14 protein-coding genes are annotated in these 12,500 nt (G+C 33.6%); 4 read left to right on the forward strand and 10 right to left on the reverse strand.

Going from position 1 to position 12,500, the window contains the following annotated elements; all coding sequences use genetic code 11:
* Positions 1–109: 109 nt before the first annotated feature.
* Entirely contained in the window at positions 110–817 is a 708-nt protein-coding gene (locus NH26_RS07705; protein WP_044225113.1) for a DNA alkylation repair protein, read from the reverse strand.
* 4 nt (positions 818–821) lie between these two features.
* Positions 822–1,859 carry a bifunctional diaminohydroxyphosphoribosylaminopyrimidine deaminase/5-amino-6-(5-phosphoribosylamino)uracil reductase RibD gene (ribD, locus tag NH26_RS07710; RefSeq protein ID WP_242427309.1) on the reverse strand — a complete coding sequence of 346 codons (1,038 nt, stop codon included), beginning with the start codon at positions 1,857–1,859 and terminating at the stop codon, positions 822–824.
* 151 nt (positions 1,860–2,010) lie between these two features.
* Here ribD and NH26_RS07715 point away from each other — a divergent pair, with 151 nt between their 5' ends.
* A complete protein-coding gene (locus tag NH26_RS07715) occupies positions 2,011–2,913 on the forward strand; it encodes an RluA family pseudouridine synthase (RefSeq protein ID WP_044225110.1) in 903 nt (300 codons plus the stop codon).
* Here NH26_RS07715 and NH26_RS07720 read toward each other — a convergent pair.
* Positions 2,905–3,570: an alpha/beta hydrolase gene (locus NH26_RS07720; protein ID WP_044225106.1), complete on the reverse strand. Its 666-nt coding sequence runs from the start codon at positions 3,568–3,570 to the stop codon at positions 2,905–2,907. The genes NH26_RS07715 and NH26_RS07720 overlap by 9 nt on opposite strands.
* A gap of 56 nt (positions 3,571–3,626) precedes the next feature.
* Positions 3,627–5,324: an AMP-binding protein gene (locus NH26_RS07725; RefSeq protein WP_044225201.1), complete on the reverse strand. Its 1,698-nt coding sequence runs from the start codon at positions 5,322–5,324 to the stop codon at positions 3,627–3,629.
* A gap of 538 nt (positions 5,325–5,862) precedes the next feature.
* Between NH26_RS07725 and NH26_RS07730 the strand changes: the two genes are divergently transcribed.
* The 3 genes from NH26_RS07730 to NH26_RS07740 all read left to right on the forward strand — a co-directional run bounded on the left by NH26_RS07730 (position 5,863) and on the right by NH26_RS07740 (position 7,834).
* A complete protein-coding gene (locus NH26_RS07730) occupies positions 5,863–6,297 on the forward strand; it encodes a J domain-containing protein (RefSeq protein WP_052432091.1) in 435 nt (144 codons plus the stop codon).
* Positions 6,298–6,316: 19 nt separating this feature from the next.
* Positions 6,317–7,042: a PspA/IM30 family protein gene (locus NH26_RS07735; protein ID WP_158021900.1), complete on the forward strand. Its 726-nt coding sequence runs from the start codon at positions 6,317–6,319 to the stop codon at positions 7,040–7,042.
* Positions 7,043–7,303: 261 nt separating this feature from the next.
* Entirely contained in the window at positions 7,304–7,834 is a 531-nt protein-coding gene (locus NH26_RS07740) for a hypothetical protein (protein ID WP_139262938.1), read from the forward strand.
* 50 nt (positions 7,835–7,884) lie between these two features.
* On the opposite strand, the gene NH26_RS07745 is transcribed toward NH26_RS07740, so the two are convergent.
* The 6 genes from NH26_RS07745 to NH26_RS07770 all read right to left on the reverse strand — a co-directional run bounded on the left by NH26_RS07745 (position 7,885) and on the right by NH26_RS07770 (position 12,492).
* A complete protein-coding gene (locus NH26_RS07745; RefSeq protein ID WP_044225098.1) occupies positions 7,885–8,703 on the reverse strand; it encodes a serine O-acetyltransferase in 819 nt (272 codons plus the stop codon).
* A 153-nt stretch (positions 8,704–8,856) separates the two neighbouring features.
* The gene (locus NH26_RS07750) at positions 8,857–9,456 is read right to left on the reverse strand and encodes a 1-acyl-sn-glycerol-3-phosphate acyltransferase (protein WP_044225095.1); all 600 of its coding nucleotides are present in this window, start codon (positions 9,454–9,456) and stop codon (positions 8,857–8,859) included.
* Positions 9,457–9,574: 118 nt separating this feature from the next.
* Entirely contained in the window at positions 9,575–10,300 is a 726-nt protein-coding gene (locus NH26_RS07755; RefSeq protein ID WP_044225090.1) for a tRNA threonylcarbamoyladenosine dehydratase, read from the reverse strand.
* Positions 10,301–10,334: 34 nt separating this feature from the next.
* Positions 10,335–11,000, reverse strand: a complete 666-nt coding sequence (locus NH26_RS07760) for a TatD family hydrolase (RefSeq protein WP_044225088.1) — start codon at positions 10,998–11,000, stop codon at positions 10,335–10,337.
* A gap of 85 nt (positions 11,001–11,085) precedes the next feature.
* Complete coding sequence (locus NH26_RS07765; protein ID WP_044225083.1) at positions 11,086–11,994, reverse strand: PfkB family carbohydrate kinase; 909 nt, start codon at positions 11,992–11,994, stop codon at positions 11,086–11,088.
* Positions 11,995–12,123: 129 nt separating this feature from the next.
* The gene (locus tag NH26_RS07770; RefSeq protein ID WP_071397118.1) at positions 12,124–12,492 is read right to left on the reverse strand and encodes a hypothetical protein; all 369 of its coding nucleotides are present in this window, start codon (positions 12,490–12,492) and stop codon (positions 12,124–12,126) included.
* Between the last annotated feature and the right edge of the window lie 8 nt (positions 12,493–12,500).

Consider the following 12,500-nt stretch of genomic DNA (forward strand, 5'->3'; position numbering starts at 1 on the left):
CTGAACGACTAGGGAAAGCTAAAAGGTGAGATCTGTACCCATAAACACAAAAAATGCCTATTACTAAATGATTATAGGGGGCAATCATTTCACTACCTCTGCAATCTATTTAACACCTCGTACTTTTCTTTTTCTTCCCTACTCTATCCATTGATCTAACTTTCAATATATAATCTTCAGCTAACGGAACTTTACAACTTGTTTTGCCCATATTTACAGACACTTTACCAATAGTTTTACCTACAGCTAAAGCTCTTTCTGATAAGCTTTCAACATATGCTCCTACTGAAATCACAAACCCATTAAGGCTATAACGTACCCTATTTTTTTGGTCGTGAATCTTATTTTCTGCAAAAGTAAGTAATTCTTCAATTTTTAAAAGATCTATTTCATCATCATTATGAATTGATAAATAACCCGCTAATGTACACCAACCTGCACTACAAATAAATTCTTCGTCAGATTGTATCCATTCTAATCCTAATTCCCAACCAAATGAAGTAGAAGCCACAACACCTGCTATAGCATAATCACTAATCATATACCATGTTGCGCCTTGTGCCCATTCTTGCATTTCTTCTTTGGTGGCTAATTTTGGGTCGGCAATCATACCTGCAAGATATTGTGCATCAGAATTTCCCGTATCAAATAATTCTAACGCCAATTGATGATTGACTTTAATCTTCTTTTGTAACTTTTTCAGATCGCCTACCTTCACTCCAAAAAAGGGTTCAGGGGCACCATGATTCATATAAATTCGCTTTGTACCTTCATTACCGAATTGATACAAAGCATCCATCACTTCATTTAATTCCATAGTATCAGTCTTTTAAACGATAATATATAGAATAATCATCACCTAAGATATTTTTAGCCTTTACTTTCTCTTTATTCGTTAAAAGAGGAGCTGAAATTCCTTTTCCAAATTTTGAAGTAGATGATGTAAACACATGTGCTTCATCCCAAAGTCTTTGATCAATAAACTGTTGAAGGACAAAACTGCCTCCTTCAATAATCACAGAATGTATTTTTCTTTCAAATAGATCATTCAATAATGAAGAAAAGAAATCATCCTCTTTTAGAGCGATATATTTTAAATGGTCAGTTTCTTTCGACTTTTCAATATTATATACTAAAGTTTCTACAGATTGATCAAACAAATGATATGATAATGGAAGGCTTAAATAACGATCTATCACAATTCTGATAGGATGACTCCCCGTCCAATCTCTTACCGTTAAAGACGGATTGTCGTACAAAGCTGTATTCTTACCCACTAAAATAGCATCTTCTTCTGCTCTTAGTTTATGGACTAATTGTCTTGATTGAGCATTACTAATCCACTTAGAGTCAAAGTTTTCCCTAGCTACAAATCCATCTGCTGTTTGAGCATATTTTAGAATAACATAGGGTTGCTTTTGTAGCATGGCTTTAAAAAACCTCTTATTCACTTCAAACCCTTCATCCTCTAGAAGTTTGGTTTCTACCTCAATACCTGCGTCCTCTAATTTTTTAATCCCTCTACCTGCTACTAATGGATTCGGATCTAAATTACATACATAAACCTTTTTAAAACGATGTTTTACTAAAAGGTCAGCACAAGGTGGCGTTTTACCATAATGACTGCATGGTTCTAATGTTACATACATTTCAGCATCTTGAAGTAATGCTAAATCCTCCGTTTTTACAGATGCTACAGCATTTACTTCTGCATGAGGTTCACCATACTTTTTATGATAGCCTTCGCCAATAATTGTATCATTATATACTATAACAGCCCCTACCATAGGGTTGGGACTCACATTACCTTTACCCAATTGTGCCAACTGAAGTGCACGTTGCATGTACTTTTCTTTCATCCGGATCGTATTTTAAACGAATTTACAACTTCCGATTGGTGAGAAAAAAAAATGATATCGTTTTTAAAGTATTTAATAGAATGATTTATGAATACTTACGGAAAAGCGATAATTTGTCCTTTTCAAAATCGATTTCTTATCAAACATTTTTATGGCCATCTTATTTGATCATCATATTGAAACTACACCAGAGAAAGTCAGAATATTAGATTACTTGATAAAAAGTGATGCGTCTTTAAACACTAGAAATGGTTTAAAAAAAGCATTCAAACAAGATAGAATTACTTTAAATGGTACTGTAGCAAAAGGACATGAATGGATCGGTTCAGGTGACCATATTATCATACATGAAGAAGAAGCTACCCCCCCTAAAGTATTTGAGTTAAAATTGGATGTTTTATTTGAAGATGATGACTTGGCAGTTGTTTACAAACCTGCCGGACACCCTGTGAGTGGTAATCAATTTAAAACCATAGAAAATGCCTTAGTTTATAACTTAACACCTACTACAAAAGCTGATAAATTGTTATGGCCTAAACCTTGTCATCGGTTAGACGCACCAACATCTGGCGTGTTATTAATTGCAAAGACTAGAAAGGTAAGAGTAGATTTAGGAGATCAATTTGAAAGCAAAGAAATCAAAAAGAAATATACCGCTGTAGTTATGGGTTGTTTGGAAGGAAGTGATGATATTCATACACCTTTGGATGGAAAAGAATGTCATAGCAGCTACACTTCATTAAAAGTTATCTCTTCTTTACGTTCAGGGCATCTTACTTTAGTACAACTTAGTCCCCATACAGGCAGAACACATCAATTAAGAAAACATATGGCTGGAATTGGCCACCCAATTGTTGGCGATACTCTTTACGGTGAAAAAGGAAATACTCTTGAGGGAAAAGGGCTTTTTTTAAGTTCTACCGAGATCAAGTTTCGACATCCTGTATCGAATGAAATGCAAGAAATAAAAAGTCCCTATCCCAAAAAGTTTGATACTCTTTTTGAGAGAGAGACGAAAATGTGGGAGAAATTTAAAGGTAATACATCAAATTAAATGATGATTCTGGAGGACATTTTTTAACGTAGGTCGATTGACACTATGACCTCCTCTAAATGTAACAATCTCCGTTTTACAATTTAATTGCTTGATAAACTCTTTTAACTTTTCTATTTCAAGGAAACTTCTAAAAGGGTCATTATCACCAATTACATAAATCACCTTACTGTCTTCAGATAAAAACGAAAAATCTTCTGGTGTGAATTCTGTAGGAATATCAGCCGCCCAAAGAATTAAAGCATTTACTTCAGGCTGGGCATCCACTAACCATCTCAAAAGTGTCGCTCCGCCTTGTGAAAAGGCAAAGTAGTTACGTTTCACATCAAAAGAGGGAATAGAAAGTAATCTATTCTGTACCACTTCTTCTATATATTTTTTTTGATGAACGATATCTCTATCACGATGCATTCTTGTCATCCAAGAAGCACCAATTTTCTCATACTTTTCATCTAAATAAAAACGTGACAGTCCTTGTAAAGCAACAACATGATGAGTGATTGGATTTAAAATATCAAATCGTCTAATAAAATGTTCTGCTAATTGACCGTATCCGTGAAATAGGAACCAAACATGTTCCGTTTCCTTGGTAGTTTGTTCGTTATAAATAAAGGGAGCATCTATTTGTATACTCACCCATTCTTCTTTATGGCTCATAGACTAAAAATTAAAAAGGCTATCTCAATTTTAAATGAGACAGCCCTTTATTTATCTTAATGAATGGCTTGTTTAAACCTTTCCATTTCTTCTTCTTTTAATGTTCTTCTCAAGATTTTACCCACATTTGTTTTAGGTAATTCTGTTCTGAACTCATAGTGCTTAGGCACTTTGTAACCTGCAAGGTTTCGCTTACAGTATTCTTTCAACTCGTCTGATGTTAGGTGCTGATCTTTCTTCACCACAAAACATTTTACTGCTTCGGTAGATTTATTATCGGGTACACCAATAACAGCGCATTCTAATACTTTATCATTACTTATTAGAACTTCCTCTACTTCATTAGGATATACATTGAAACCAGATACAAGAATCATATCTTTTTTACGGTCTACAATTTTAAAATACCCATGGTGATCCATTGTAGCAATATCTCCAGTTCTTAACCAGCCATCAGGAAAGAAAGTATCTTTTGTATCTTCTTCACGTTTCCAGTATCCCTGCATTACCTGAGGTCCTTTCACACAAAGTTCACCTACATCTCCAATACCAACTTCTTTTCCTTCATCACTCATGATTTTCACATCAGTAGAAGGGTAAGGTAATCCAATCGTTCCTATTTTAGGACTATCCAAACGATGCACACAAACAACAGGAGAAGTTTCTGTCAAACCGTAACCTTCTGCTAAAGTACAACCTGTTACATCTTCCCATCTTTTTGCCACTGTCATCTGTACAGCCATACCTCCACCAATTGTCACTTTTAGATTAGTGAAATCCATATCGGCAAACTTCTTATGATTCAACATACCGTTGAACAAAGTATTTACCCCAGTAACAATAGAAAATTTATATTTAGACATCTCCTTTAAGAAGGCGTTCATGTCACGAGGATTGGTAATTAGAATGTTTCTAGCACCAATTTTCATCATAGTCATACAATTGACGGTTAAGGCAAAAATATGATATAACGGTAAAGCGGTGATTACTATTTCTTCTCCTTCAGTTAGCACCCCTTTTAACCATGCATTAGATTGTTCGAGGTTGGCAACAATATTTCTATGTGATAAAATCGCTCCTTTGGCAACACCTGTAGTACCTCCTGTATATTGTAAAAAGGCATAATCATCGCCCTTTAAATCAGGTTCGTTATAAGGCTTTTCAGCACCCATAGTTAAAACATCCTTGAACTTTACCGCTGAAGGCAAGTTATAGGTAGGAACCATTTTTTTGATATGCTTCACAACAGCATTTACAATAAGATTCTTAGGGAATGTCAACATATCACCTAATTCTGTTGTAATGATGTTTTTCAATGTCGGAACTTTGTCCTTGATATTCTCTAATTTATCAGCAAAGTTAGCTACTATAACTACTGTTTTCACTTCTGCATCTGTGAACTGATGCAGCATTTCCCTTTCAGTATAAAGTGGATTGGTATTTACCACAACACAACCTGCACGAATAGCACCAATCATAGCAATTGGGTATTGTAAACAGTTAGGCATTTGGATAGCGATTCTATCGCCTTTTTCCATTCCACATTCATTTTGAAGATAAGAAGCAAATCTTTTAGACTGAACTTCTACCTCTGAGTAGGTTAATTTACCTCCCATGTTTTCGTAAGCAATCTTATCAGAAAACTTACCGAAGGCTTCATTAAATAATGATAAAAGTGACTGGTAGTTATCAGGATTAATTTCCTGAGGTGTAAAATCTGCGTAATGTTTGTACCAAGGACGGTTCTGTTCCATGTTGATCATTTTTTTTGGTATTGTTTCCTCTACAAGAAATCCAATACATTAAGCACTACTAAATTTAGATAATAAGCTAAAGGCCAATTTGATAGTCAATTGATAATAAAGTATCTAGTTTAAGATCTTAAAAATTTAATGACTTCATATTCATATCTTATCAAGTTCGAGGTTACCCTCTATTAAGATAAACAAAATTCAGAAGACTATAAAGTGCCCCCTCAATTTGTTTATTCACAATCAAATTTAGTAGTAATAGTTTAAATAATAGCAACCTTTGTTTTAAAGTTTGGTGGGATTAACAATACTTTAATCCTATTAATCGTCAAATATACATTTATGATATACAAAGTCAAAAAATAAATGAATATTCATTCTTTTATTTTTTTATTTTCAAAAACACATCCTTTTTCTATCTTTTTTCGTGATATATATAGAGACTATACTTTTAATTCACGTAAAGTGAATCAAGAAATGCTTTTATCTTAAGATTAATCTTTATATTATAAGTGTCAAATAATAATTATCAAATAGCAAAATGTTAGTAGACCGCTTCAAAGATATCCTCAGAAGTACCATCAATGATCAATTGACCAACAACTCTGTTTTAAATGATCTTTTCTCGGATGATTTTGAGAAAGAATGGAAAAAATATTACGAGGACATCATCAATAAAAATAAATACAACGAGCAAAATGATACGAGTTATACTAATGATAACTCAAGTAATTATCAACAATCGTATCAAAGTAAAAGTAGCACTCCTCCTCCATCACAAGAGGACAAATACTATAATGCCCTTGAAGTTTCTAAAGGTGCTGACTTCCCTACAATTAAAAAGGCCTATAGAAAAATGGTAAAAGTTTACCATCCCGATTTATTTCAAGGTGACCCTAAAAAGCAAGAAATGGCACAAAAAGTCACTTTAGAAATTAATGAAGCTTACAATTACTTTGAGAAAAAATTAAAATAAGAAAGATATGTTTAAATGGTTGAAAAGACTTTTTGGAATAGTAGAATCAGAAACACATTCTGTATTAGATAAACTTGAAAACCCAATCAAGCAAACAGAACAAGGTATAAGAGATTTAAAAGCCGACTTATCGAAGTCTATGCAAGGTTTAGCTGAAGTCAAAGCTTTAAATATTAGAGAAAGAAAGGAACATCAGACTAATGTTAGGTCTGCAAAAGAATTTGAGCAAAAAGCAATGATGCTCTTAGAAAGGGCCAATCATGGACAGATCAATCCTCAAGAAGCAGATAGGTTAGCTACTCAAGCGTTAGAAAGGAAACAACAACTGGAACAAAGAGCCGGTGCAAATGCCACTAACCTTAAAAACTATGAAGGGATGCTTACCAAAATGGAAAGTAATGTTCAACAGTTAAAATCTCAAATTTCTAAGTGGGAGAACGAACTAAAAACTTTAAAAGCTAGAGCTACTGTTAGTGATGCTTCTGCAAAACTTAATAAACAGTTATCTAATGTAGATTCGTCAACAACAATTGCTCGTTTAGAAAAAATGAGAGAGAAAGTAGAAGAGAAAGAAGCATTAGCCGATTCTTACGCGGATATTGCTAGTCTATCTAACACAACCGTAGAAGATGAAATAGATTCTGCTTTAGGTCTTCAGGGGGGGAATAGTCCTCACACTTTAGGTGCGTCTTCTGAATTAGAAAAGTTAAAGGCACAATTGGCTGAAAAAAATAATACTAAATAATCTACTTCAGGTAGAAATGAATTTAATTTAGAAAATATGGTAGTCACTTCAGAAATGGAGTGACTTTTTTTATGAAATCATATTTTTGATCATTCCATTCTTTAAATTCAAAGTCACCCATTTATATTTTGTTCGATAGTGCTAATACTGTCTGTAAAAAATCATCAAATTGCATTATAGCAACTATTAAATATCACTTTACCAATTTATTGAGCAATTTCTAACCCAGCTTTGTTACCCACTTGTAAACCAAATAGACCTATGAAAACGCACATTTCAACCTTAACACTTACTCTCCTATTTATTTCCTCCTCATTGTTTGCACAACATCATGTTATTGTAAACGATATCAATGAAGCCTATGATTATTACCAATCATCTCATGAAGGAGCAGAAACAGCATTACACTATATCAGCGAATGCTTTGATTGCCACAGCATTGATTGTATAAAAGAAAACATGAAGTTGGCTAAATCTGAGGCAGAAGCAGCAATGAAAAATGCTCATTATGCCAAAGGTGAAACTCATGAAGCAAAAAGTCAGGCTTATGATCATTGCATCGTAGCAGGAAATCAAACACACGATGCACATGGTTCATTTCATGATGCAAAAAAAGTATTGGATATGGCTTCTAACACTTTAGGGGTTGCTCATTTCTCTGACGATGTTACTGAAATACACTCTTATCTTAACAATGCCATTGATCATATTCACATTGCCATTTCTCATTTAAACAATGGAGTTGATGGTTTAAACAATGCACTTGGAGAATTAGAAGTATGTAAAAACTAATTGAAAAATTATTTAAATAAAAAAGGGTAACCATTGGGCTACCCTTTACTTTATATGTTATTTTTCACTTTTTGCTTCACACTTACGGAGGCTTTAGTATAAACTGTAGAATGTGGATCAACACTTTCTGTTAACCAAACATTTCCTCCTATAATTGAATTTTCACCAATTACGGTTTCACCTCCTAAAATTGTTGTACCAGAATAAATAACCACATGGTCATCTATTGTGGGGTGCCTTTTAATTGTCGCTAAATCTTTGCTTACGCTTAGCGCACCTAAGGTGACACCTTGGTATAGTTTCACATAATTACCTATCACACAAGTTTCTCCTACAACGATACCCGTACCATGATCTATGCAAAAATGATCTCCTATTTGTGCCCCAGGATGAATATCTATTCCGGTTTTAGAATGTGCATATTCTGAAAATAACCTTGGAACAATAGGTACTTCGCATTTAAATAGTTGATGACTTAATCTATGTACAAAAATAGCGAAGAACCCTGGGTAAGTTAAAATGACCTCTTCAATATATTTTGCTGCAGGGTCGCCTTCAAAAATGGCTTCTGCATCCATCAATAATTGTTGATGAATGGAAGATAAAGCATCAAAAAAACGATCTGTTACATCGGTACATCCTACATCAAATTGATCACGAATGGGTAAAAATAACTCTTGAAGTTTTCCTTGCAAACGGATTAATGCCAATTCAGCAGCATAATGTCCTTGTTCTACACCAGAAACTACAGGGAATAAAAAACGAAACATATCATCTACAAATTCCTCCGCTTTCGCTTTTGAAGGCATTTGAAACATACATTTCGATTTATTTATTTGATTTATGATTTCTTTTTGAATCTTTTCCATGTTACATCTTCGTCTATCAATTGTTACATTATTAAGTTTTCACTCTTAATTAGTAACAATGTACCGATCGTTCTTACAATATTAAGCAAGTAAAATTAAATAAGGAAACATTCCTAATAAAGAACAAAATGATGTTATGGTAAAGAATACTTACTAGTGTTTTGAAATATATCTTTTGTCATAAGAAAACAATTCCGGGAATTTCGGGGCAGGATGGTGCTTTTCATAAACACTTGTAATATATTTCATATCAGCCTCTATGTCTCCTGTAGGTTCAAAAGCTTCTATCACCCCTGCCTCTTTTTTATCGTAATCTAAATAAGCCAATAAAATAGGTACTTTAGCTGTTAAAGCCACATAGTAAAAACCTGTTTTCCATTCTTCTCTTAAAGATCTTGACCCTTCAGGTGGAATCACTAATGCTAATTCATCATGCGTCTCAAATAAATTCGCCATGGCTTCTACCATACTTAATTTCTTTTGACCTTTTTCTTTTGGAGAACGATCAATTCCAAGAGCTCCCATTGGGCTTAAAGCTATATTCAAAGGAAACCTTACCCATTCTTTCTTAATGGCAAATCTCAGTTTAATACCAATCTTTCTCATGGATGCAACCATATAAACAGCATCCCAGTTAGTGGTATGTGGTGTTGCTAAGAATACACTCTTTTTTATGGTTTCTAATGGAATATGATGTATGTTCAACTTCCATCCGTTGATCCAATAAAGAAATTTAAATAATAATCTGATCATTGATTATGATAATTTTAATTTAGGTTTTGACATCTTTTGATACCTCAAAAGAAAACCAATGCATGTAGAAAAATGTGACAAAAGTAGCCACATTTTTCTGATGACTTTCAGCATCTTTTTATTTATCCTCTTCTAAAATACCCCTGAGAGCTACAGAGGCACAGGTAAGACCAAATACTGCTGGCATATAAGATATTGTTCCGATAGTGGATGCTTTATGCATAACACCTTCGACCGTTTTCACTTTAGATTTATCGATCAATTCGGGAGAAAAAACCACCTTAAGTTTTCTCTTGATACTCTTTTCTTTAATTCGTTTACGAATTTTCTGAGCCAACTGACAATTATAAGTATCTTTTAATCGAGCAACTTTGGTTTGAGTAGGATCTACACGCCCACCCGCTCCCATTGAGCTAATTATTTTAATTTTATTTTGAATCGCAGTGGTAATAATTTCCATCTTAGGAACTAATGTATCAATACATTCTATGATATAATCATACTTCTCTGCCAAAAGAAGTTCTTTGATATTATCCCTATCCAAGTAGATTTTTTTTACATCTAATTCCACATTTGGATTTACATCTTTTATTCGGTTACCAATTACCTCTGCTTTTGGCATTCCGTCTGTAGAAATTAAAGCTGCAATTTGTCTATTTCTATTGCTTTGTTCAATTACATCTCCATCGACTAGTGTAATTTTGCCTACACCAGCTCGACCAACAGCTTCTGCGGCAAAACCACCAACACCACCTACTCCAATAACAAGTACGTGTGCTTTAGCTAATTTATCTAATCCTTCCGATCCAACTAAGAGTTCTGTTCTTTCTTGCCAGTGTCCCATATCAAGAATAAGTGTTTAAAATTCGGCTGCAAATTTAAAGAAGTACTTTAATTTTGGGAAACATCTTAGACGCTAATTGACATTTTTCTTCGATTAATTGCTCTATTTTGACATCAAGTAACTTTGCCCCCTGCTGATAAACTTCTTTTATTGATATTTTGGGGTCATCATCCGTTTCAAAAAACACATATTGAGCATCTACTTCTTTCAGTGCTTTCATTGTTTTTTGATGTCCTTTCATTAAATGTTTTCCAAATGATAAATAACAGTTATTACTAATCAATTGACGAGCCACTTGTGTATTCCCTACAAAACCATGAATAATCCATGGCTGAGTACATTTAGATTGTTTTTTAATCTGAATAATATCAGGGTAACTTCTTACAGAATGTACCACTAAAGGAAGTTGATGTTTTTCTGATAATTCAATATGCTTCCTAAAGATTTCTATCTGATAATACCAATCAACATCGATCAACCTGTCCAAGCCACATTCTCCAATAGCATCAATTTGATCTATAACTTCTGATAAATCTTTCAAACAAGCATCGATATCTAATGTGTTGATGTGCCAAGGATGAATCCCAGAAGATTGCAATTGGGCATCCTTAATAGAGGTAAAAGATTGAATAAAGTTATTTCTGAGACCTACCTCGTTTTCTTTATCTTTATAATGTGTATGAGCATTAAAGCAAAGCATAATTTAAACTACAATAATCGATAATAGAAAAAAAGGGAACACTACAATTTGTAATGTCCCCTCTTATTTATCTTAAGAATTTGACCTAGAATACAGTCAATTCTTCAAATTCTTTTACTCTTGCTTCTAGATCAGCTTCTGTCATTTCTAATAGACGCTCTGTACCAAATTTCTCCACGCAGAAAGAAGCCATAGCAGAACCATAGATTACTGCTTTTTTCATGTTATCAAAAGAGATATCATCTGTCTTTGCTAAATAACCGATAAAGCCACCTGCAAATGTGTCTCCTGCTCCTGTTGGATCAAATACTTCTTCTAAAGGTAATGCCGGGGCAGAGAAGATTTTATCTTCATGGAATAATAATGCACCATGCTCACCTTTTTTTATAATCAAGTACTTTGGTCCCATTGCCATAATTTTCTTTGCTGCTTTTCTTAAAGAATACTCTTTAGAAAGTTGACGAGCTTCTTCATCGTTTACAGAAAGAACATCTACCATAGAGATTGTTTTCATCAAATCATCCCAAGCAATATCCATCCAGAAGTTCATAGTATCCATTACTACCAACTTTGGTCTGTTTTCCAAACGCTCGATTACTGTAGATTGTACTTGTGGCGATAAGTTACCCAACATTACATATTGAGCATCTTGATAATTAGCAGGAACAACTGGATCGAAGTGTTCCAATACATTAAGTTCAGTCACCAAAGTGTCTCTAGAGTTCATATCATTGTGATATTTACCTGCCCAGAAGAAAGTTTTTTCACCTTCTTTTACCTGAAGACCATCTGTATTTACACCTTGATTTTCTAACGTTTTGATGTATTCCTCTGGAAAGTCATCACCAACAACAGCAACAACATTTACTGGTTTTTTAAAAAACGATGAAGAAATAGAGATATATGTACCTGCTCCACCGATAATTTTATCTGTTTTTCCGAAAGGAGTTTCAATAGCATCAAAAGCCACAGAACCTACAGTTAACAAACTCATCTGATATTATTTATATTAAGTATATTAAAATTAGATTTCAAAAGTAAACATAATTCCCATAAAATAAGAAAGACAGCTAAAGTAACTTGCCTTTAACTGTCTATTCTTTAAATCTATTATGGATAGATCTTATTGTGATGATGGTAAATTATCTATTTCACAAGAATATTGTATATTGATAATATCAACTTTCATCTCGTTTATAATCTTATTTGCGGTTTGTTCATCGTCTATATTATTTCCCTCCTGAAGCACTAAATAAATAATGATACAATTTTGATTTTCTGATATGAACGTTATTGCCTCTTCAGAATAATCTTGAATTGTTTCACAATCCGATAACTTCACTGCCTCTGTTAAGATATTTCTATAAAATTGATATTGTTCTCCAATACCGTTTTGATCGCATGTAGTTACTTTTGATTCTTCAGTATTACATGAACTAAATATATAGAGACAAACCATACTAAAAAGTAAAGTATAGATTGTTGTTTTCATATTTTATT

It is taken from the genome of Flammeovirga pacifica, assembly GCF_000807855.2.
GTDB lineage: Bacteria > Bacteroidota > Bacteroidia > Cytophagales > Flammeovirgaceae > Flammeovirga > Flammeovirga pacifica.